The organism is Algoriphagus winogradskyi, assembly GCF_900182815.1.
Taxonomy (GTDB): Bacteria; Bacteroidota; Bacteroidia; order Cytophagales; family Cyclobacteriaceae; genus Algoriphagus; species Algoriphagus winogradskyi.
The window spans coordinates 672,136-693,842 of sequence record NZ_FXUA01000002.1 but is presented as its reverse complement, the minus strand read 5'-3'; the positions used below and the strand labels follow the sequence as shown (position 1 = coordinate 693,842).

General features: G+C 38.3%; 22 protein-coding genes and 1 pseudogene. All 23 read right to left on the bottom strand.

Translation table 11 applies throughout. The features are described 5' to 3' along the window. Positions 1-23: 23 nt before the first annotated feature. The 23 genes and pseudogenes from QOL76_RS07520 to QOL76_RS07410 all read right to left on the bottom strand — a co-directional run bounded on the left by QOL76_RS07520 (position 24) and on the right by QOL76_RS07410 (position 21,639). Positions 24-254 carry a hypothetical protein gene (locus QOL76_RS07520; RefSeq protein WP_014773267.1) on the bottom strand — a complete coding sequence of 77 codons (231 nt, stop codon included), beginning with the start codon at positions 252-254 and terminating at the stop codon, positions 24-26. A gap of 10 nt (positions 255-264) precedes the next feature. Beyond that, entirely contained in the window at positions 265-1,131 is an 867-nt protein-coding gene (locus tag QOL76_RS07515; protein ID WP_014773266.1) for a patatin-like phospholipase family protein, read from the bottom strand. Positions 1,132-1,217: 86 nt separating this feature from the next. Further along, positions 1,218-2,588, bottom strand: a complete 1,371-nt coding sequence (locus tag QOL76_RS07510) for a TolC family protein (protein WP_014773265.1) — start codon at positions 2,586-2,588, stop codon at positions 1,218-1,220. Positions 2,589-2,599: 11 nt separating this feature from the next. Beyond that, entirely contained in the window at positions 2,600-5,674 is a 3,075-nt protein-coding gene (locus QOL76_RS07505; protein ID WP_014773264.1) for an efflux RND transporter permease subunit, read from the bottom strand. A gap of 4 nt (positions 5,675-5,678) precedes the next feature. Further along, entirely contained in the window at positions 5,679-6,719 is a 1,041-nt protein-coding gene (locus QOL76_RS07500; protein WP_014773263.1) for an efflux RND transporter periplasmic adaptor subunit, read from the bottom strand. A 65-nt stretch (positions 6,720-6,784) separates the two neighbouring features. Then, positions 6,785-7,378 carry a TetR/AcrR family transcriptional regulator gene (locus QOL76_RS07495; RefSeq protein ID WP_200820542.1) on the bottom strand — a complete coding sequence of 198 codons (594 nt, stop codon included), beginning with the start codon at positions 7,376-7,378 and terminating at the stop codon, positions 6,785-6,787. 151 nt (positions 7,379-7,529) lie between these two features. Next, complete coding sequence (locus QOL76_RS07490) at positions 7,530-7,961, bottom strand: PaaI family thioesterase (RefSeq protein WP_014773261.1); 432 nt, start codon at positions 7,959-7,961, stop codon at positions 7,530-7,532. 52 nt (positions 7,962-8,013) lie between these two features. Next, entirely contained in the window at positions 8,014-8,502 is a 489-nt protein-coding gene (locus QOL76_RS07485) for a luciferase domain-containing protein (protein ID WP_014773260.1), read from the bottom strand. 13 nt (positions 8,503-8,515) lie between these two features. Further along, a complete protein-coding gene (locus QOL76_RS07480; RefSeq protein ID WP_014773259.1) occupies positions 8,516-9,397 on the bottom strand; it encodes a dioxygenase family protein in 882 nt (293 codons plus the stop codon). An 84-nt stretch (positions 9,398-9,481) separates the two neighbouring features. Next, positions 9,482-10,147: an NAD(P)-dependent oxidoreductase gene (locus QOL76_RS07475; protein ID WP_014773258.1), complete on the bottom strand. Its 666-nt coding sequence runs from the start codon at positions 10,145-10,147 to the stop codon at positions 9,482-9,484. Next, entirely contained in the window at positions 10,147-10,524 is a 378-nt protein-coding gene (locus QOL76_RS07470) for a DoxX family protein (protein ID WP_014773257.1), read from the bottom strand. The genes QOL76_RS07475 and QOL76_RS07470 overlap by 1 nt, the downstream gene beginning before the upstream one ends. Positions 10,525-10,635: 111 nt before the next feature. Then, the gene (locus tag QOL76_RS07465; RefSeq protein WP_146914385.1) at positions 10,636-11,049 is read right to left on the bottom strand and encodes a hypothetical protein; all 414 of its coding nucleotides are present in this window, start codon (positions 11,047-11,049) and stop codon (positions 10,636-10,638) included. A gap of 43 nt (positions 11,050-11,092) precedes the next feature. Next, positions 11,093-11,446 (bottom strand): nuclear transport factor 2 family protein, encoded by a 354-nt coding sequence (locus QOL76_RS07460; RefSeq protein ID WP_014773255.1) that lies wholly within the window; start codon positions 11,444-11,446, stop codon positions 11,093-11,095. A gap of 83 nt (positions 11,447-11,529) precedes the next feature. Further along, the gene (locus tag QOL76_RS07455) at positions 11,530-12,291 is read right to left on the bottom strand and encodes an SDR family NAD(P)-dependent oxidoreductase (RefSeq protein WP_144605546.1); all 762 of its coding nucleotides are present in this window, start codon (positions 12,289-12,291) and stop codon (positions 11,530-11,532) included. A gap of 45 nt (positions 12,292-12,336) precedes the next feature. Further along, on the bottom strand, positions 12,337-13,206 hold the full coding sequence (locus QOL76_RS07450; RefSeq protein ID WP_014773254.1) for an SDR family oxidoreductase: 870 nt from the start codon (positions 13,204-13,206) through the stop codon (positions 12,337-12,339). A 96-nt stretch (positions 13,207-13,302) separates the two neighbouring features. Further along, on the bottom strand, positions 13,303-13,569 hold the full coding sequence (locus QOL76_RS07445) for an ArsR/SmtB family transcription factor (protein WP_160111209.1): 267 nt from the start codon (positions 13,567-13,569) through the stop codon (positions 13,303-13,305). A gap of 370 nt (positions 13,570-13,939) precedes the next feature. Next, positions 13,940-14,938 (bottom strand): DUF2971 domain-containing protein, encoded by a 999-nt coding sequence (locus tag QOL76_RS07440; protein ID WP_103923797.1) that lies wholly within the window; start codon positions 14,936-14,938, stop codon positions 13,940-13,942. Between the two features lie 141 nt (positions 14,939-15,079). Beyond that, entirely contained in the window at positions 15,080-16,285 is a 1,206-nt protein-coding gene (locus tag QOL76_RS07435) for an SIR2 family protein (protein ID WP_103923796.1), read from the bottom strand. An 87-nt stretch (positions 16,286-16,372) separates the two neighbouring features. After that, positions 16,373-18,283, bottom strand: a complete 1,911-nt coding sequence (locus QOL76_RS07430) for an ATP-binding protein (RefSeq protein ID WP_103923795.1) — start codon at positions 18,281-18,283, stop codon at positions 16,373-16,375. Positions 18,284-18,368: 85 nt separating this feature from the next. Next, positions 18,369-19,013, bottom strand: coding sequence for a tyrosine-type recombinase/integrase (locus QOL76_RS07425; RefSeq protein ID WP_255590697.1), 645 nt, complete (start codon positions 19,011-19,013; stop codon positions 18,369-18,371). Further along, positions 19,011-19,157, bottom strand: a pseudogene (locus tag QOL76_RS07420) (phage integrase N-terminal SAM-like domain-containing protein); the annotation flags it as partial. The gene QOL76_RS07425 and the pseudogene QOL76_RS07420, both read right to left, overlap by 3 nt. 250 nt (positions 19,158-19,407) lie before the next feature. Next, positions 19,408-20,424 carry a toprim domain-containing protein gene (locus tag QOL76_RS07415; RefSeq protein WP_160111208.1) on the bottom strand — a complete coding sequence of 339 codons (1,017 nt, stop codon included), beginning with the start codon at positions 20,422-20,424 and terminating at the stop codon, positions 19,408-19,410. Between the two features lie 192 nt (positions 20,425-20,616). Beyond that, positions 20,617-21,639 carry an AAA family ATPase gene (locus QOL76_RS07410; RefSeq protein WP_103923792.1) on the bottom strand — a complete coding sequence of 341 codons (1,023 nt, stop codon included), beginning with the start codon at positions 21,637-21,639 and terminating at the stop codon, positions 20,617-20,619. Positions 21,640-21,707 lie beyond the last annotated feature (68 nt).

The following is a 21,707-nucleotide window of genomic DNA, read 5'->3' as shown; positions in this document are numbered from 1 at the left end:
GCACTCATGTCAATGTGTTTTAATTATTTAATCAATTTTTCTATAATATAAGCTGGAACCTGGGCTGAATACGCATCTTCATCATTAAGTTGATTTTTGGTAACAAGTTCCAACTCGAAGATTAGCCCTAATACAAAAACCTTATCCATTTTTAGCTCTTGATAGAAGTTGTCATATTTTCTTTTTCCCAATAAATTGATCCCATAGAGATGAAAAACATGAATAATTTTACGGAGTTTAGAATAGCTTCCCATCTCTTAATAATTATAATATTCTATACTTTGTTATTTGTTCACTGGCAACCATTTCCCCTATTTTTATCAGTTCATCTGCTTTATGAAAGTCGAAGGTATTGGCCGAATCATTAGGGATATTGATTAAGATATCCGGTTTGTACCTTTCAATATGCTGCCTGGCAATTTTATGTATCATAGCAGCAGTGGTTGTGGTTAACATAGAATAATAACCTAAACTTCCTTTATCTCCTGATGAAACCAGTTTGGCCATATTTTTCATGAGGCCATTAAGCTGGTTATCGTTCGAATTGTTATTTGGCAAAACATTTTTGTTTAATTCATTTTTTTTATCTCCGTATAGATTTACCACAACAAGAATGTAATCCTGTTTACGTTCTACATACTCAATGGGAACCGGATTTAACACCCCCCCGTCTACCAGCAATAAGTTCTTATACATAACCGGTATAAAAACGGTTGGAATTGCTACCGATGCCCGAATGGCCTCATAAAAACTACCCGATTTAAAAATCATTTCGCGTTCGTTCAGCAGATCAGTAGCTACAGCCGCAAAAGGAATACGCATCTCCTCAATGTTCATGTCGGGGATAATTGTTTTCATTTTGTCAAATACTTTATCCCCTTTCAGTAACCCGGAGGTTGACAAAGCAAAATCCAAAAGTCCCCAGATTACCTGTCGGTTTATTGTTTTTACCCAATCGGTGTATTCGGGTAATTTACCCATCGCGTGGAGTCCGCCAATAACAGCGCCTATAGAAGATCCCGAAATAGAGGATATTTCAAACCCTTGTTTCTCCAATTCATTAATAGCACCAATATGAGCCAGCCCTCTTGAGCCGCCACTTGATAATACTAATGATACTTTCCTTTTCATCTTTTAAAATTCATTCATTAATTTCTATTCTATCATTTAATCCAGATGGTTAGCCATTTCTACTTTTGAGTACAAATAGCATTGCTTTAACGCATGTTCTTAACCTCTCTACTGGTACCGGTAACTTGTAAATAGGTTGATATTGCCAGTTGATATTGAGTTTTGGCTTCAATCAATTTATCAGCAGTTTCTGTTTGCAGTGCTTGTGCTTCCAGTAAGTCCGAAAGGGTGACAACACCACTGTTATAACTGGTCTGCATTACTTTCAGATTCTCATCGGTTTGCTTTACAGTTTCTTCCATCATTATAATTTGACGATAAGATTCGTTTACATCAGTCCAGGCTTTTTCCATCTGAAGCTTTAATAAACCTTTGGTATCATTGAAAGTGTTCTCGGCAATTTGTTCCTTGATTTTATGTTCCTTGATGGCGTGCGAGCCTCCCCACCAATCGGAAATGGGTATAGACACTGTGCCATAAACCAAACCATTGGTAGTAGTATTAGTTCCTTCGTAATAGCTGTTGAAGGAATAACCAGCAGCACCTACAGCTAACTGAGGCATATAATCGCCCCTTTTCATTTTAGTTTGTAACTGCTCTGCTTTTACCGATTGCTGCAACAACTGATATTCTGCCCGGTTTGGTAATGCAGCTTCGATATCGGTGTAATAAGTGTTTGGCAATTGTATGTTTTGCAAATCTTCCTGCAATACCAGCGCTGAGTCATACACTATACCGATGGTTTGACAGAACTGCCTAATCGCTAACTGCTTGCCGCTTTGCAGTTTGCTTTTATTGGTTCTAAGTTCACTTTGCTTTATCTGTACTTTCAACGCATCGTTTTTAATAATTAACCCTGATTTGAAGGCATCCTTTACTTGCTTGCTTACATCGTTTAACAACGCTTCATATTGTGCGATGGTCTTTTCTTTTTCCTGAAGCACTACAATCTGCCAGTATTGTTGTTCTGTTTTTAATAGCGTTTCATTTAAACTTAATTGTTGTTGCTTCTCTTTTACGTCAACTCCCAATTGGGCGAGTTTATTTCCGTTGCTGATTTTTCCACCAACAAAAATGGGTTGGGTTATATTGAGTAATCCAACCGTTGCTCTATCTAAAAGCTGGAGGTTTAAACCTGGAAAATAAGCAAACTCTGTTGCCGTTGCGAGGTTAGCCGGATTGCCGTCATATACCGGCAAATTTCCTCCCGGCATATTGAATTTAATGATGGGGTCCATCGCACGCATAGCAAATGCTGTTGCACTTACTTTAGGAAAGTAGTTGGTAAAAGCATTTTTCTTTACCTCCTGAGCCATCTCCATTTCCAATGCACTGTTTTTAATGTGTACATTATTTTTAATCGCCAAGTCTTTACTTTCTTGTAGGCTCAGCGTTGTCTGGCTGTATCCTTCTGTTATGAGAAATAAAGTGGCAGCTATGATAATTATCTTTTTCATTCTAAAGAATTTTAAGCAATTGATTTCTTAAGTGATTGATGATACATCACAGGCAGCACATACAAGGTAAGTATCATGGATATCAGCAGTCCAAAGCAAACTACAGCACCTAAAGGCCCCCAAAGAGATGAGCCACTTACAATCATCGGCACCACGCCAACGGCAGCCGCAAAAGAAGTGAGAAATATGGGGCGCATTCTACGCTTACCGGCAGCCACCGCTGCTTCCGCCAATAACATTCCGTTCTTGTTGCGGAGCTCTTCAGCATAATCAATCAGGATAATGCCATTGCGCACGACGATACCCATAAGGCTCATTATTCCGAGGAAGGAGGTAAGCCCAAAAGGATAACCGGTAAGTACTAAACCCATAGCCGCACCCAGAAAACTTAAAGGCATGGTCAGCATCACTAAAAAGACTAATCTCGATCGCTTAAACTGGAAAAGCAAAATAAAATAAATCAACATTACGCCTGCCAGCATGGCTTTGCTCAGCGGTGTATAATTTTCCAATTCACTTTCCTCCTCACCGCCATACGTGAGTTGAACATCGGAACCTGTTTTTATTTTTTTGAGTTCCGGCTTTAGTTCAGCTAATATTTTATAAGGTAGCACCCCTCTTTTTACATCCGCTCGCACCGTAATAGTTCGTACACCGTTCCTGCGGATAATTTGCCCTTCGCTCCAGTCGGTGGTTATGGTAGTTACCTGTCGCACAGGAACTGTGGCACTCAAAAACAGGGATGTTACATTTTGATTTTCGATATCATCAAAACCATCTCTTTTATCGATTGGATTAATGACCTTCACATCTACCGGATAATCTCCTTCCCAAACTGTACCTATAGGTATCCCAGAGAAACCAGATGCTATTGAAGAGGCGATTAGTCCTCGGGTCAACCCTAACCGGTTGGCGAGTTCATCATTCACATCTACACGCACACCCTGCCTTTTATTAAGATAATCCGTACGCGCCCATATAACAGCATCGTTTTGTTGCATTATACTTTTTACATTTTCAGCGATGGCTTTTATGGAATCAATGTTGTTACCGGAAATCCGTACTTCAATCGGAGCGGTTGTGCTCAGCATATCCAATTGTTTCATGCGCACATAGGCATTTGGAAAAATATTGCGTTTTGCTTCATATTCATCCAATATTGCCACGGCATCGTCGGCTGTTATGGTATTGACTACCAACTGCGCATAATTTTTTGATGGGAAATTAGGTGCGTAGGTAGTGTGGAAACGTGGTGAGCTGGTACCCATGAAGGAGGCTACATTAACCACCCGACTATCACTCATGAGCAATACCTCCATACTATCGGCAACAGCAACTGTTTGGGCAAGTGTGTATCCTTCCGGTAGATAAATTTCTACGGCAAACTGATTCCTCTCCACTTTTGGAAATAACTGTCGTGGCAACAGTGCCATGATTGCTCCGCCTAATAAAATGGAGAGTAAGCCTACCAGCATGGTCAGCTTTGGTCCTCTGAAGGCACTTTCGAGTGTGCTATTATAAAACTGTTGCACCCAATCGAGTAGTGACTTCTTATCGGCTTTTGCTTCTTCCGCTTCTCCTTTCCTGACTCCTTTTTTGATAAATACATAGCTCATGTAAGGAACCAGAAAGTAGGCCACCAGCATAGACGTAAACAAGGCCACACCAATGGTAACAGGCAGAGAACCAACAAAATCACCGGTCATTCCAGATAAGAAAAATACCAAAGGAACATAGGTAGCGATAATGGCAAGGGTAGCAGAAAATACCGGAACAAAAAGTTCTGTCGCACTTTTCCAGGCAGCATCCCAGGGCGTTTCGCCATGATCTAATTTTTCTACATGACTATCAATAACAACAATGGCATTATCCACCACCATGCCTAATACAACGATTAATCCTGCAAGCGAAACGGTGTGTAGTTCAACACCTAATAAATATAAAATGCCTACGGTTATAAAAATGGTAATGGGGATCGTTACGCCGGCAACCGCAGCTACCCGTAAAGGCAATAACAACATCGTAACGATGATCACAGCGATAATAGCAATGAAAAATTCTTTCAGGAAATGAATAATGGAACGATCTACGGCTGTTGGCATATCAGCAATCTTATCCAGATTTACATCAGAAGAAATTTTAGTCCGGATGGAAGCGAGGGATTGATCCACCTGTTTCCCAAAATCAACAATGTTGTTGCCAGGTTGCATTTCCAATGACACCAGCAAGCTTTTTGCCCCATTGTTTTTTATGAAAGAGTCAGGTTCCTTATATTTTCTAACTACAGTAGCAATATCTTTCATCCGGATGATGTTACCAGCAGGATCGGCATACACGATTTGGTTTTTAATGTCTTCTTCCGATTTGAAATTTGCTGGAATATGTATCGGTGTAATCAATTCTGAATTATTGAGTTCGCCACCGTAATACACAGCACCCTCCAATTGCATGGCGGCAAGCACCGTAATAGGACGCACACCGTAATAAGCCAGTTTAGCATTATCCAGATAAATGGCTATCTGTTCCTGTTGAATTCCGTAGTGTTTTACTTTAGAAACGGCCTTTATTTTTCGCAATTCCGTTTCGATAATTTTCAATTCTTTCTCCAGCTCTTTATAGGTTTTGCTTTCTGATTGTATGGTAAGTAGCAAAGCGGCTGTATCGCCAAAATCATTGTTGGCAATCAGCGCAAGTACCTGCGGTGGCAACTGTAATTTTAATTCGCTGAGGCCGAATTTTATTTTATCCCAAAAGCCATCAGGGTCTTTTACGTTGTTGTTTACTTCCACAAACACAACCAACATTCCTTCTCTGGATATGGAATACGTTTTCTCCCGGTTTACTTCTTTAAAACCGTAAAGAAAACTTTCCACTTTGGTGGCTAATTGGTCTTCCACCTGTTCGGAAGTAGCCCCCGGAAATACACCGATGATCAATCCCTGTCGAATGATGAACTCAGGAAATTCATTTCGGGGCATTACCCAAAGAGAAAATATACCAAACAACACCAACAGACTTGTTATGGTAATGGCTATTTGCTTATACCTCATAGCCAATTCTATGACATTAAACTTATGTGTCGTCATGATGCTATTTTATAATGTTTACCTGTGAGCCCTGGCGAAGTTTGTCTTGCCCTGCCACAATGATTTTATCACCTTCTTTCAAATTTCCGCTGACCAGAATTTTTTGGTCGATTAAAGCAATGGTTTTCACCGCTCGCTTTTGAGCCGTGTTATTTTCTATCACATATACAAACTGCGTCCCTTGTAAATCCTGCTGCATTGCTTTGTTAGAGATAAGAACACCGGTCGCCTTGTTTTGGGTTGCAAAGTTGACTGTACAAACCATACCCGGCTTAATGGCTAAATCAGAATTGTCAACTTCAAGTCTTACCGGATAGGAGTGTGAAAATATATCAGCCGAAACACCAATTTCTCTTACAATACCGGTGATTGTTTTAGAGATAGCTCCAACAGTAATGATGGCCTGATCTCCCTTTTTGAACGAACTGATCTCATCTTCTGGTACGGGAATTTTTACATATACTTTACTGATGTCGAATAATTCAAAAACTGTAATATTTGGAAATACATTCTCTCCCTCCTGAATCGATTTTTTACCTATCACACCCGCTGTAAAAGCATATAGTTTTGTATCGTCAAGTCCTTTTTTTGCAATGGCTGTAGCCGATTTTGCCTGACTTAATCCTGTTTCTACCTCCACCCATTTTATTTCAGACAGGGTACCATTTTCATGCATCGGCATTAACCGGTTATACGCATCCTGTGCCTGTTGTAATTTTTGAAATGCCATCTGGTAGGTGTTCTCCATAGTCGATGGATTTAGTTGTGCCAGCAACTGGCCTTTGTTTACCTGCTGTCCTTCTTCTACTGCTATTTTCGAAACGGTTCCCGGCACCGAGAAACTGAGTGGTGTATTTTTCTTTGGCACCACAACCCCGGAATACCCAACTGTATGGCTTCCTTTAAATTGAATTACTTCTTCTGTTTTAACATTAAGGGAAATGTGCTTCGCACTTTCCGATGATGTATTCTCTCCTGACGAGCATCCGGCCAGGATAACGGAAAACCAAAGAGCGATGTGCAGTTTATTGACTTTCATATTCATTGTTAGTTCTATTAATTACAATTAGACTATTTTAGTTTTTTGGTCGATAATGGGTTAAAAAAAAATTACCTCGCTATGATTCCATAAAAAAGCACGTTCAGCAATCCTTCAAACCGATTTTCTGTTTTTGCATAATTGTTTTTAATGAATAAAGGATATTCTAAACCCTTCAGTGCTGTGACCAGGGCAAAGGCGGTGAGGTTGATGTCTTCTATTTTAAAATCACCTTCTTCAACACCCGTCTTCAATATTCCTTTGATGGTGTTAACCTCTTCGGTGTCATACTTCACTCTGACATTTTCAATGAAACTGTAATGCTCCAGATATTCATCTTTTAAAGCACTGTATAGATTGGTTAATTTGTTAATAACTTTCATTCTTGTTAAAACATAAGCCCGTATTTTTTTTTCAGAGGTAGTTTCTGCATTGATTGCTTTTGCTATGGCAGCACTTAACACATCCGATTCCTTTTCAACGATTGCCTTGAAAATATCTTCTTTGCTTTTGAAGTAATGATAGATGGAACTTTTGCCTTTTCTTGAAGCATGAGCTATTTCATCCATTGTGGTTTTCTTAAAACCATATCTGGCAAAGATGGTTTTAGCGGAATTTAGGATGACCTCACTTACATCGTCTTTAATGTCCATTGTTGTTTCCATTGTTTCTTCCCAAACTATTTATCGACCAAATTAGTTTTTTGGTCGAGTGCAAAGATATACATTTTTTTTAAACCCACTCTTTTAAGAATTCTTTCGGTTGGGGAGTTTAGCTCAAACAAGCTGATTTTTGCATAAATTTGAGCGGCTCATGTTAAGATTCACTCCTTAATGCGCTATACACACATCTTGCGAGGGCGACCGGTTCTTTATTATCGGGCTGAAACAATTCTACATCAACCTTAATGATTGTCTTCCCTTGTTTAATTATTCGTGCTTTTGCTTGTACATCCGCCTTAACGGCTGCATGTAAATAATCAATGCGCATATCAATGGTGTTCAGCCTGTCATTGGGTGAATGTAAAGCCGTTGCCCCGGCCACTCCTCCGGCAGTATCGGCAATGGCGGCCAGAATACCTCCATGCCAGCGGCCTTGTATAAAATCACCAATAAACTCTTCTTTGAATGGAACATGAATATGAACCGAGCCTGCTGTAATCTCAACTATTTTTAAACCGAGTATTTTGTTAGCAGGCATCATGTTTTCGATGGCGTGCTTCAATATTTGAAAATCATTTTCGTGCATGGTTAATTTTTTTTTAGTAGAATTTATTTTTACTGACCCAAACTTCGCCTCATTAATCGCTTATTTCACCTATTGCAAATTGGTAGGAGCGAAAAATAATTTTTTTAATCTCATCGGCCTCCTCTTCGTTTCTGGGCGCGTAAACCATTATGAAGTTTGGCGGCAACCATCCTTTATGCACTACAGGATGCAATTCGCCCCAACCCAGTTCAATTACTTTTTTTACATCACGCTGCGGGAGGCCTAAGTGCATACTGCCATCCGGAGCAGGATGAAAATGCGCAAATTCCGTTTCAACCATAAAAGCATTACAATGTGTGCACATTTTTTCTTCTGACATACACATGGCCTGTGCTCCGGGTACAGAGATTTTGCTATACTCCTTTGAAATATCAGGAAGCGAGAATGCCCAACCAATGAGTTCATCCACCAGCTTTCTGTCTTTTGGTTGTTGATCCAATTGCATGTGAGGATTGCTCGGTGTGGTAGTTGGTTTGGCTCCTGTTCTTTTTGGAAGCTCAAAATCATAATGTAAGGTCATGTTATACTATTGTTTAATGGGTTGATTCAATGATGAAACTACGGTCGCTAAATGCAGGCAAAAGACTTTCATAGGTGTGCTCTATAGTATCGTTGGTATTCAGCATAGCCATAGAATAAATTAGCGGCACATAATGATCGGGAGTCGGGGCAGCCATTTTTCCAAATTTTGTTTTTTCATAATTCATCAAACTTTTTATGTCGCGGTCCACCACTCTCTGTTTTATCCATTCATCAAATTCCTTATCCCATCCATACAAGGTTTTATCGCCTTTGAAAAGTCTGGAACTTGCCAATTGAAGATTATGAACAACGGAACCGCTGCCGATAATCAAAACACCCTTCGTTCTTAATTTCTTCAGTTGAACTGCTAACTCATAGTGGTATTGAGGAGATTGATAATAATCAATGCTCATCTGAAAAACCGGTACATTGGCATCTGGGAAAAGATGACGAAGCATGGGCCAATTGCCATGATCGAAACCCCATTCGGTTGTAGTTCTAATTGCAGGGATGGCTTCTGCTACATTTTTGGCAAATTCCGGAGCACCTGGAGCCATGTATTTTATAGTGTAATATTCGGGAGGGAAACCGTAAAAATCGTAAATCGTTTCCGGCCACGGAGAAACATTTACGTATGTGCCTTTGGTACACCAGTGTGCTGATACTACCAATATGGCTTTAATTTCTTTTGGATATTTTTTTCGTAAGTCAACACCTAAATCAAAAAGATAAGTTAAAAAAGGATTCGCTTTATGAGGAAGGTGTATGTCCATTGGGTTTCCGTGCGAAGTAAAAAGAACCGGAAGGGTTACTTCCTGTTCGGGTAAGCCGGTTATCGAATTGGCCCAGCTCTTTACATTTGAAGTCCCAAAACCTATTGTTGCTGCTCCCATTATTTTTATAAAGTCTGATCGGTTCATTTTACAATTCAAAAGGGAATTTAAATCGGACGCACGTTACTCCGCTACCGGATAAAGTCATTCTGATGAAATAGAAAGTTCTTGCTGGTAATACTTTTCATCATCAACAATGTCCAGCATAAAGCGGGCAACATCTTTTCGGCTGATGGTCATGTTTAGTTTTTTATCGCCTTTAATGCTTACCCGAACTTGCTTCTGCTTTTCACTGCTGCTAAGGCCAACCGGTCGAACAGATGTCCATTTCAGTCCGCTTGTACGAAGTACTCTTTCCTGATCTTCATGACCTGCGTAGGCTACACCAACGTTGGTCTTTTTGATAAGAAATTTAAATATCCAATTTGTTTCTTTGTAGCTATCGCCTGTTCCCCAGGCTGAAACAGTTATCACCCGCTTTACACCGTTTTCATTCATTGCGAAAATTATATTTTTCATACTTGTATACAATAAATCAAGTGGCGAAGTCACTTTTGCCCAAGGCAGGTCAGATTTCCTTCCAATGTTGAGCGCAACAAAGATGGCATGTGTTTCCTTGATAACTTTCCTCACATCATCTATACGCATAGGATTTCCTTCAATGACTTGTAGATTGGGATTTGCAAGTTTGATTTTTTGTTTGTCGCGAACCAATGCTTTTACAACCCAACCTTTTTCCAGGGCTTGTTTTACAATTTCAATTCCAGTTCGGCCATTGGCGCCTAATACGGCTATTGCTTTTATGTCCATTATTTTTTCGTAAAACTTGCCAGCATTTCGGGATTGCGCAGGTAATTACCAATCCAGATCACAGTCAAAATAATGGCAGGCATTATAAACGATTCCTCATGTTGTAGATGAGTGGCAATGGCTCCACCAAAGTGGGCGGTTAACAAAAGAAACCCAAGGGAGGATGTTCTGGGAATAATAAATAAAATGATGAAAATCAATTCGCCAATTCCTATAAACGTGAGGTTATCAATCAATCCCCATTTAGTGAAATTAGTTACCAATTCTTCAGCGTGTGTCAGTTTCATGGTGGCGCTCATAATAACCAACGCACCCACTAGTCCAATTATCACCCATGCGGCAATTTTTCTTGTTTTACTCTTTGTTTGCTTTTCCATGATGGTTTTGTTTACTAAATGAATTTCATTTCCATAAATTCTATACTTAAGCATGATGCTCAAGCAAGAACTGCCAAGTAGTTCACTTACCTGGTTTATATCCGATCAAAATCAGGGCAGGAGATAAACGATTACAGTAATAATCAATCCTGTACCAAAAGCATAGGCAAGCAATTGCCAGGCTCTTGCTCTGTCTTTCACCCTGAATTCTTTTTGATCGATGGTATCTGTTTTCCCCACCTCTCCTAAATTGAACATGTGCCCAAATCCGAAATACACGCAGAACTTATTGTACGCCTGTATGAATCCTGTTGCTCCCATTACTGCCGGAATGAAAACTACAAGTCGCATCCAGTGAGGTGCACTGAACCATAATAAGAGAGAAATGGTAATTACCGTTAGTACCAACCCTGTCCATCCACTTGCTTTTCGCCTTTTGATTTCCTCTCTCCCCATATTGCAGGTTCCGGGAATATATTTTTCATTGGAAGGGTTGCTTCCATTATTTTCATTAAACGATGACATAAAGGCAATGGCTTGATCGAGTGAAATTGCTCTTGTTTTGATTTTAGTTAGTTGAATAATAAAAACGTTCATGAATAATTTGGCCGTCCTTCCATTTTTGCACGGCCACCTGGCACATTTTCATGCGGGGCGCGCCTTTGTAGGTGACATCAAATTCCCATTCTACCATAGTCACATTGTCGCCCACGGCAACTGCTTTTACTTCTGCTCCGTGAAACGTTTCAATCATCTGCATCCCTTGAATTTCCCTTTCCCTGTTGGCTGATTTGCCAACCATTGGGGGTTTGGAGTTTTCCTGCATTACTACATCTTCATGATAATACTTTTCAAAAGCATCCATTTGTTTGCCCGACAGCATTAGCTTGATTAGGTCTTCGATTTTTTCTTTGATGTTCATGGTTTGATATTTTTTCGTGTATAAATAAATTCGGTTTTAGAGCAGATAACTATGTAAGTGCCGATGTTGAATAAACAGAGAATCTAATATGCCGCCATTCCTCCATCTACCACATTAATGGTTGCAGTTATAAATTGGCTATCGTCAGAAGCTAAATACAAAACTACATTGGCTACTTCTTCGGGCTGAACATACCTTCCCAAGGGAATACCTTTTATAAATTCCGCTTTTATTGCCTCTGCATGTCCTGGAGCCATTCCTTCTTCCAGAGAACGCATCATCCGGTTATCAACGGTCCCCGGATTAACTGTATTTACCCTGATTTTTCGTGGGGCAGCCTCCTGTGCTGTGGCTCGCATAATACCAATGGTGGCGTGTTTACTTGCATTATAGGCGGTCATTCCTGAGATGCCAATAAGCCCTGCTACGGAAGATGTAATGATAACACTTCCTCCGTCATTCATTCTTGGTAACACATGCTTCATGCCCAACCAAACCCCTTTCACATTGACAGCAATAACTTTATCAAAATTTTCCTCCGGGTATTCTGTAATTGGCTTTACCACCCCTTCGATCCCTGCATTATTGAAGAACACATCTATTTTGCCAAATTTATCTACTGTTTTCTGTGCATATTTTTCAACATCAGAACTTTGGGTAACATCTGCTACGCAATAATCAACATTTGGTGATTGTAATTCTGTTGCAGCATTTTTCAACGAATCCTCATTTACGTCAACAAGCATTATTTTCGCACCGTTTTGTAAAAAAAGTTTGGCGGTAATCAGGCCGATACTGCCGGCACCACCTGTAATGATTGCAACTTTGTTTTCTAATTTTCCCATATTGGTTTCATTTATGAATTTCTACTATTTAAGGTTTTATTTATCCTACAAGGATTTTGTGCCATATACACTTTTTAGAAAATCCTTTAAATCAAGAGGAGGATGACCAATTAATTTCTTTAATGTATCATCGGCATAATCAAACTCCCCGGCTTTCATGGTCTCGGCAATACTTGCCATCATACCCGTAACATTTTCCGGCAAACCATGTTGCAGCATGCCCTTTTTCAAATCTTCCAGTGGAATATCTACATAGTTTACAGGGGCATTTACAATATCCGAAAGCATAACAGCTATCTCTGTAAAGGTATATGCTTTTAATGCGGTGATATTATACACTTTATTCTGATGGGCAGAAGGGTTGGAAAGTACAACTGCATTGGCCTCTGCCATATCATTTCGTGACGCAAAATTTACCCTTGCATCACCAGCACTGTAATAAATAGCTCCTGTATTGGTAAAATCTCCTAACAACATCGGTAGAAAATCAGCATAATAGGTATTTCCCATAATGGTATAAGGAATTCCTGATGCTTTAATCTCTGCTTCTGTTTTTACGTGATCCATACCTCCACTGAATTTGGAATCAGGGGAAGATTTCAGCACACTGGTGTAAACGATATGCTTTATGCCACTCTCTTTTGCCGCTTTTATGGCATTAGAATGCTGCTCATAACGTCCGGTTATGGAACTTGATGAAACCAGTAAAAGGACATCTACCCCCCGCATAGCCGCAAGCAATGAATCATAATTAAAGTAATCTCCTATGGCAATATCCACTCCTTTTTTTTTGAATGGAGCTCCTTTTTCTTCGGTTCTTACCAATGCCCTAATTGGGGTTTTAGGATTTTTTTTCAATAAAGATTCGATAGTGGCCGCCCCTAAATGCCCGTTGGCTCCTGTAATTAATATCATAATTTTTTGTTTTTAAATTAGTTGGTAGATGTTTTCACAAACTTAATCAAAATTAAAAGATATATTGAAATATATCTATATATTGAATAAAAAAAATTACTTGACCAATTCTTCTTTAAGGGATGTGAGGTATTTTTCTAACAACTTCTTATTTACCGATAAAAGCGAATGTTGTCCATCCTTTTTTGCATGGATAAGTCCGCAATCAAACAGTATTTTAGAGTGGTGTGAAATGGTAGGTTGAGAAAGCGTAAAGTGGCCTTCCAATTCACTGCAACTGATTTCTCCTTTTGCCATGAGTATCTTTAGAATTTTGAACCGCGTGGCATCAGCCAGTGCTTTTGATATTTTGAGCAAATCCATTGTCATTTTGTTTTTTGTAAAGATAATGTTTTGTAAAGAATTTTACTGTTGACCAAAACTAATAGCGAATAAAATAAGGTGCTTTATTGCTGGCCAGGCTGAACTTTATAAGTATAATATACTTAGGGTATGGATGATATTACTGACCTATCTCGAATTCACACTGCCTACTATTTATAGTCTGGCGCGGCTATGGCATGTGCCAAATGCTTGGGGCAATTCGGATGACAACTCTTCTTAAAAATGCGAAGGGTCGGGCCGTTTCTTTTTCTCTCCATGCGTTGGCATATTATTCATAATATTCCCATTCAATAAATTCTAGGTCTTTCCCGTTTGTCGGTTTACATTCAAAGTATTGTAGTTCTTTTGCTTACTTATCAAAAATGTGAAAGATTCTCTTCTTTACGTTTTCTGGAGTTCGCATACCAAAATAGATAGCTTTCAGACTTTCAAGTGGATAATGTCGGATTCTTTCTTCTGGTTCTTGGGGATTTCCAAAGTTTATATGAATCGCTCTCCATTCCTTTTCATATTTCCACGGTGCAGTTTTGGTAGAGAAAACCCATTCTAATTGATGAGCAAAATGATGTGTCCAAGGTTTTGAAAGACCTATCAAATCACAATCGTGTTCATTTTCAAAAACTTGTGAAAACTCGAAAAAATTTATAAACGGCTGTTCGCTCTCATAATTAACTTTTTTAATTCTGTCCCAATACACGTGGGTTTCTAAATCCCATTTGGATAGTCTTTCTTTGTATTTTTTGCAATCTAATTTCCTTCGAGCTTTCCCGATGTAAGGGAAAAGACCTGAATTTTCTAACGCAAACTCTAAACAGATTCCTGAATGCTTGCTGGAATAGTGCGACCACATTAAAAAATCATCATTGCTTTCTGAAAAGCAAGTAGCATAACTATTTTCAAGAAATTTTGACGATATACGTTTAAGTACGCTTTTGAAATTCTCTGAATCAAATTGGAATTCTAGATTGTGTTTCTTTGATGCGGAATCAATAATGCTTTTAATATCAATATCCCAAACTCTTTCTTTTTCATCTTTTAGCTGGTTTATATATTCAAAAACCGTTTGCTGAAATTCTGCAACCTTTGTTCTGTTGTCATTGAATGCAAGTAGGTTTTTGTCGTTCTTCCTTTTTTTGTCAGTTAAGGCATCATTGAGCGATAGGGTTGACTTAAAAAGAAAATAAATCAGATATTCTACTTGCTCGGATTTCTCACAACTAAATTCAATCCGAGCCGACAAATCAAGCGGGTCATTCAATTCGAAGTAGGAAGCGAAGTACAACTCTTGATAGTAAAGTTCCTTAAAAAGAAATTCTGAAAGTGGGCGATATTTATAGAGAATCTTCAATTTCCTGCAGTGGTAATAATTTTTCAGTCAGCTATCCTTGTATGCAGCACAACTTTTGGCTATGAGTATTATCCCTAAGTGGAGCGGCATAGGTGGTGTTACAAGTTTTTTATTATTTATTTTTTATTAAATGAACAGTTTTTATTCAAATTTAAAGGTTTCATCAAAGTATTCCTTTTTGACGATGATGTAAGATGAGGGTATGCCATAATCAAATGTGAATCTTTCAAAGATCAAATCCGGGTTGGGATTATGGATAATAATCTTTGGAAATGTTTTCCGTTTGAGAAATGCCGATTTAAACAATTGATCAGTTCTAATATCAGTTACAGGAAATGAATATCCTATTATATAGATTTCCTCTGCGTTTTCAATTTCTCTTTGTGCTTCAGCCCAAACTCGAGTAAATAATGTTCCAAATAAATCGTATTCTTTATTTTTTACCGGGGGAATTATTAATGGCATAGAATACAAACCTTTATCATTCGATTTTCCTTCAGGCATCAAAGGGTTTTTAATTCTGCTTTTTACTATTGTATAACCTTCAGGAGCAGGTTTACCTATCAAGGGAAGATTTGGTGGATAATAGCCATATGAGAACTCTTCATATCCAGACATGTATCTACCAGCATAGGTTGCATATGGTTTAGTTGCTCGTTCGAAGACATAGAAGTCTTCTACATTAGTTTCCTGGCTTAATTCAAATTTGCCTTCTTTGCTAGGTATAATATGACTTGTAATCCAATTACTAGAACCGTGAAGTTTTAACAACTTCGGGAAATTTCGTTCAATAGATTGATCATCATTATAAATCCAATCATCCCTGAAAACGGCAGAAGGCTGTACAAAATATCCATTTCCACTATTCCAATCAGTTTCTTTCATTAAAGCTCTGTCCATCAAAGTATCCCAATTAAAAGTTATGATTGAGTCTCTCGTAGAAAGTTGTTTAGCTAAATTTTTATGAGTTAAAGATTCATCACCATTCTGAATTTCATTTATTACACTTACAAAAAGAAATATCAATTCATTATAAGCCTTTAATTGTTGAATACCATCTGGGTGTCTAAAAATATTTCCACGATGTAAAGCCTTGTACAATTTTTTTTGAATTTCAGAATGCAGTAATTCGATATCTTCAGAAAAATTCAAAAATTGGAGTGCATCAACTTTATCTCTATCAGATATATAGTTAATTAAATGTCCAATTAATACCCAAGGATTTTCTGAAATTTCAAGTTTTCTAAAGGTTTCAAAAAAGTCTAATGCAACAGGCATTTTCACACCTGTTTTAGATTTGTTATAGCTTTTAGAAGCCCCTGCTCCAAGTATTATTGCTCTTTTCATTTAAAAAATAACGTCAATGTAAGAATCGTAGTTTTGGTTGTGCTGTAGCAATGAAAGGCTCTAATTTCTACAAATTGTTATGGCCTATTAATTTTCTAATAAGTTCATTTGACCGTTAAGCTCTTCTTCCAGTCTTACATTTTCGAGAAATGGTGAATTTTTTACTTTGTCATAAAGATTTAGTAATCGGCTGTTAGCCCGTTTTACTACAGTATCGTAAAGTAAAGGAATTATTTTAGTTCCCCCTTGATGCGTTTCCTGAGCTTCAAGTGGATCAATTTCCGAACCGAGAACGAAACATGTTATTTTATTTTCAGGAGTGACATATCCTTTTTTTGTTAACTCCTTCACATATCCCCATGCTTGACTTTTTTGCTCTGAACTAAGGGGAACACCTGGCTTTTTTAATTCCACTATCGTAAGTCTATCTACGCCAATTTCACCGCCTTCATCATCATATTTAGGATATGAGTAGAGACCTACTGTACTGTCACTTAAAATTGCGAAATCTGGTCTTTTTCTTGAGCCTTTCTCTATTCCTCCGTATAAATTTTGTATTACTGATGTCATTCCTTGATTTGAGGTGTATTCGATAGTTTCGTATTCGGGTCCAAAAATCCATAGGCCCTTTTTGAATAAAGGTTGCAACTCCTGAACCTCATCAGTATCCTTTGAAAGTACTTTGATTTTTAACTGCTCCAATAATTTTAGCCTAAATTGAAGTTCATCCAAAACTATTTTTGCAAGATCCACATTCCATTCTTCTAGAATCTCATTGAGATTATCCAGTTGATTTGGATCAAGTTCATATAGAGCGTGTATAAGGCTGAATTGAGATTGTGATTCCTCCAAATTGGCTAGGATTGTCCCAAGCTTTGCAAGTTCTGTTTCATTAATTGATGGGCATTCCTCCTGCACTTGAGTTATAAACGAATTCCATTTTGTTTGACCAATTAGCCCAATCCTTTTAAGAGTTTGATTATTTTGTGATTTGATGTCATAAAAAGTTTCTTTACGTTTTTCTTTAGAAATATCCAAAACAAAATCTTTAACCTTGTTGAGTACAACCTCATTTACTGATTGAAATTCGTCACTATTTGATTTAAATCCAGACCAATCCGGATGTATGTTTTTTTCGGAATTTAAAATATCTGCCAAAACGATAAAGATAAATCTTTTGGCTTCTATACGTCTTCCGTCAATAAGATGATCCATACCAGTTCCTTTCCACGAACACTCACCAACTAACCTCCCATTCACATGCCATGCAATGCCATGTTGATGGGTAGTTTTGTCAGTTGATAAAGTATCGATTGCAATTAGTTTAACTTCTCCAAAACCTTCCACGGTTAGAATAAACTCCTTAATATTTTTCTCTGGTATATCTAGAAAGGTTATTTTTTCTCCATCAATTGCAACTTCGAAATTTGGGTCAGTAAGGAATCTCATACCAATCTCTCTTTTGATTAAATTAGCCGAGATTATGGGAATTTTGGCATTATCTGCATAAACCATTGTTCCATGTCCAGTTACTCCTTCTTTACTATCTATTTTCTGGAAGAATATTTCGCCTTCATTCCCTTTAAATACTTTTACAGTAACTTCATTATTCTTTTTCCATGTTTTAACAAAGAAAGACGGACCAAAACAAAACCCTGCAAATCGTCCTTTGCCGTTTTTTCCAAAAGCAAGTCGTTTTGAAATAAATGAGTTTTCTCTAGGTATTTCAGCATAAATACCCTGATCTCTTTGCCTATTATATGCCAATTTTCTAAAACGTTTATCAAATTCGGATTCAGACATCCCATGTCCATTATCTCTGATGAAGAAAGAATTGTCTGATTCGTTAGGCCATTTGATTTCCACTTTAGAGGCACCTGCATCCCAAGAATTTGCAATTAGCTCTATTATAGCAATCTTTGGTTCACTCACTATTCCAGTACCAGTAAATGATTCGAGGAATCTCTCGTCAAATAATGCTGTTTGTTTTCCTTCCATGAGTTTTCATTATTAGCTATAATACTTTTTGGTTACAGCATCACCACTTCCCTATTGCCTATATATCACCATTGTCCACAGGTCTTTAGGGATCTGCTGTGACCAAATTAAGGATTTCGTCGATCCCATCAAGTGGACTTTGAATATTTTTATTTGATATCGATAGCACATGCGTATATATTTCAGTGGTCTTACTACTTTCATGACCAAGGAGAGCTTGCACATAACGCAAATTTGTCCCCTTTTGAAGTAGATGAGTTGCAAAACTGTGACGCAAAGTGTGTACAGTCGCCCAAGGGTTTGAATTGCTATTCTTTATTGCTCTTCGAAAAACGGCTTGAATGCTTGTCGCTGAATACTGACCTCCTTCCTGCCCTTCAAATAGCCAATAACTGGGCTTATAAGCTTTGTAATACTCTCTAAGCATTACTAGCAGAATTGGTGAAAGCACAGTTTTCCTATCTTTTTTTCCTTTTCCTCCCTTGATGAAAATGTAACCATCATCAGAATGAATATCTCGTTTTCTTAGGTTTAGATATTCCGACGAAAGGTTGATAGCTTCACTTATTCTTAATCCAGCACTGTAAATAAGCATCAATACAGCTCGGTGCTTTATATTCTCCACACTGCAAAGGATTGCTTTGATCTCTTCCTGACTGAGTACATTGGGCAGCGTTAGGCTTTTCTTAGGTCGTTGGATATCATAAATAGTCCGTTCTCTACCCAGCACGTGTTCATAATACGCCTTAATCGCGTTTATCAACGTATTTTGCGCACTTTCTGAAATTTTATATTTGGTGATCTGATGATAGACAAAGGCTTCTATTTCTTCCTTTGTCACATCCTTAATATTTCGACTTTCAAAAAAAGATAAAAATTGAGTTAATGATGATCAATAGTTCTTTACTGTAGATGGGCTATAGGCTTTAAGAATTAATTTCTGCTCCAAATCTGCCAGTGCCTGGACGGATTGCGTATTCATGATTCTAACTGGTACTGCAACTTTTCTTTCAGATGGCCTGACTTCAGATTTACCTTTATATAACATTTGAAGTTGATCCCAATTAGCTTTTGTATTGACGAGACTCCAAAGTATTCCACTTTAACCCCCAGACCGAATATTGTCACTTGTGAACCCCACCCACCAAAAATGCATTAACATCCTCAAAACCAGAAAAGTGACATCTTTGATCAGAAACATTCGTTTGGATCTTCCAGATTTCCATCGCTTCTGAAGGAATGATTTTCATATTGGAAAGGAGAATTCCAATTTTGTCCCTACTCCCCCTCAATGCCTCCAAATCCCAATCGGTAGGTGATCCTTTTTGAAGGCAATAACGGAATAGCTGGGCTACTCTAATAAAATTAATTGTACACTTCTCTCCCGTAACATCATTATCCAAATAGAGATCAACTACTTCACACTCTTCCAAAACATCCAGAATTAAGCGAAAACTGAGATTGGCAGTACTATTCAGAATAATGGCTTTGAAATCTGTAGCTCTAGAAAGCTTCAGATAACTCAGAAAGTCAAACCAGCCTTCAAAAACTTTGATGCCTTTAACAGTCCCAAGGATTCGAATTGAAGTACCTCCTCCAAGAATGTTCCCCTTAAAAATAGAGGATCGAAGTACCCATCCACCCGATTCATTTGGAAAACCCACTGCGAAATATCGCTTTCCCTTATTCCGCCAATGCACCTCTTTACCGAAAGGAGCAATATCCTGAAGATCAATACCCCTGCCTCGAATGTATTGGATAAGTGCATCATGGCTGATCTCAGCCACCTTTTCCACCACTATTTTCTGGGCAATCTCAGGTTTTTGTCTAGGAACAAATTTTCTTACCGGAACTGATCCAGAGAGGCTTTCCACTGATTCGAAGAAGGTTTTGTTTTCAAATTCCTGGACTGCTGCGATAACGTCTCCGCCCTTTCCTGCGGCATGATCATACCACACATTCGCTTTGTCATCTACGGCAATCGAGCCAGTCCGCTGTTCCAGGAAACCAAAAAAATATTCTTTCCCGTGGATGCCTTCGAATTTCAGAAATCCTGATCTGACCAGGCTATGGAAATAATCCAGCACAGGGAATTCCTGTTTGATTCTGGCAGCCGCTTGTTTTACTTCAGAGTAGTTCATAATATTTACATTTTTATATAAATACATCTATACATAAATAATACATCTTATTGATTTAAAGGAGTCTTATCTTTCCTTTTGTCGTGAATTGTCGGATTACCTGCAAAAAGAAAAAGAGGGGTAGTGGTAAGTGGAAATCGTACGATTCGCACACCTCGTACCCCTCGTACAGTTCGATTTTTACGATTGAGCTTACTCGTCTAACTCAAGTTGCTTGAGCCATTTCCTCACAGCTCCTTCTGACACTCCGAGTTCCTGAGCTATCTTCACATTGGTATGGCCCTCATTTTTGAGATCCAAGGCCTTGGTCTTCATTTGAGATTTATCGACTGGATTCAACTGCTTTAAATGATCGGACTCTTTTCCAAACTGGATAAACCTAAACGAACTGAAATTTGAGTCTTTGCCGATTTTACAGACTAGGACATTTTCGGAGGGATATTTAAAAGCACCATACCTGACTTTTATTTGTTTCAAGTATTTAATGGAAGGGTCTTTTTGACTTTCTCCTACAGCGAAACAAGAATCAATCAGATTAATAAAGCTCTTGCTGCCTTGGATATCGTTTCTATTGATCGGTGCAAACAGGTTCCTCTTTGGAGTATGGGCAATGAGCAAAATCGACCACCCATGAATCTTTTTCAGATTGTTGAGCCTTATTAAAAATGGAGTGGTATTCCTTGCCTTCTCATTATCTGAAATCACACAAGACAGATTATCTATTACGAGGATTTTAGCGCCGGACTTGGAGGCTTGAACCTCTATCTCTTTAAAAAGAAAGCTTTCATACTCTTCAAAAGCCTCATCAAATCCATATGGATTGATTTCTGCTCTCAGGAAAAGGTCACTGAATTCGAAATGATCAAAAAGGATATCTCTTTCCTTATCGTATTGAGCATATCTCATTTCAAATTGCTTGGCTGTCAATTCCAGGTCAAAGTAGATGACTTTAGATGCTTTCAGTTCCATCTCCAATCCCAGGGTTGGAACTCCTTTGGACACACTGTCGATAATTTGTACGGCAAGCAACGACTTACCTTGATTGGTATCAGCGAAGAGAATGCATAGCTCTTCCTCATACCAAAACGGGCCAAAGATCTTTTTGGGAATAGGCTTGGACTTGGCTTCATCCATCCATTCATTGGCGGATTTGATGATTAGGAATTCACCGGAACGGGAATCGTTCGATTTTGTATAATGATTTATTGAAGTCATATTTTTTAGGCAATAAGGTTTCGATTAGCATTTTGGGGTAAATACTACTTTGAATGATTTGTAAACTT

Coding starts and splice junctions, on each gene's coding strand:
- QOL76_RS07520 (WP_014773267.1), bottom strand. CDS start 254: ATGGGAAGCTATTCTAAACTCCGTAAAATTATTCATGTTTTTCATCTC.
- QOL76_RS07515 (WP_014773266.1), bottom strand. CDS start 1,131: ATGAAAAGGAAAGTATCATTAGTATTATCAAGTGGCGGCTCAAGAGGG.
- QOL76_RS07510 (WP_014773265.1), bottom strand. CDS start 2,588: ATGAAAAAGATAATTATCATAGCTGCCACTTTATTTCTCATAACAGAA.
- QOL76_RS07505 (WP_014773264.1), bottom strand. CDS start 5,674: ATGACGACACATAAGTTTAATGTCATAGAATTGGCTATGAGGTATAAG.
- QOL76_RS07500 (WP_014773263.1), bottom strand. CDS start 6,719: ATGAATATGAAAGTCAATAAACTGCACATCGCTCTTTGGTTTTCCGTT.
- QOL76_RS07495 (WP_200820542.1), bottom strand. CDS start 7,378: ATGGAAACAACAATGGACATTAAAGACGATGTAAGTGAGGTCATCCTA.
- QOL76_RS07490 (WP_014773261.1), bottom strand. CDS start 7,961: ATGCACGAAAATGATTTTCAAATATTGAAGCACGCCATCGAAAACATG.
- QOL76_RS07485 (WP_014773260.1), bottom strand. CDS start 8,502: ATGACCTTACATTATGATTTTGAGCTTCCAAAAAGAACAGGAGCCAAA.
- QOL76_RS07480 (WP_014773259.1), bottom strand. CDS start 9,397: ATGGGAGCAGCAACAATAGGTTTTGGGACTTCAAATGTAAAGAGCTGG.
- QOL76_RS07475 (WP_014773258.1), bottom strand. CDS start 10,147: ATGGACATAAAAGCAATAGCCGTATTAGGCGCCAATGGCCGAACTGGA.
- QOL76_RS07470 (WP_014773257.1), bottom strand. CDS start 10,524: ATGGAAAAGCAAACAAAGAGTAAAACAAGAAAAATTGCCGCATGGGTG.
- QOL76_RS07465 (WP_146914385.1), bottom strand. CDS start 11,049: ATGTCATCGTTTAATGAAAATAATGGAAGCAACCCTTCCAATGAAAAA.
- QOL76_RS07460 (WP_014773255.1), bottom strand. CDS start 11,446: ATGAACATCAAAGAAAAAATCGAAGACCTAATCAAGCTAATGCTGTCG.
- QOL76_RS07455 (WP_144605546.1), bottom strand. CDS start 12,291: ATGGGAAAATTAGAAAACAAAGTTGCAATCATTACAGGTGGTGCCGGC.
- QOL76_RS07450 (WP_014773254.1), bottom strand. CDS start 13,206: ATGATATTAATTACAGGAGCCAACGGGCATTTAGGGGCGGCCACTATC.
- QOL76_RS07445 (WP_160111209.1), bottom strand. CDS start 13,569: ATGGATTTGCTCAAAATATCAAAAGCACTGGCTGATGCCACGCGGTTC.
- QOL76_RS07435 (WP_103923796.1), bottom strand. CDS start 16,285: ATGAAAAGAGCAATAATACTTGGAGCAGGGGCTTCTAAAAGCTATAAC.
- QOL76_RS07430 (WP_103923795.1), bottom strand. CDS start 18,283: ATGGAAGGAAAACAAACAGCATTATTTGACGAGAGATTCCTCGAATCA.
- QOL76_RS07415 (WP_160111208.1), bottom strand. CDS start 20,424: ATGAACTACTCTGAAGTAAAACAAGCGGCTGCCAGAATCAAACAGGAA.
- QOL76_RS07410 (WP_103923792.1), bottom strand. CDS start 21,639: ATGACTTCAATAAATCATTATACAAAATCGAACGATTCCCGTTCCGGT.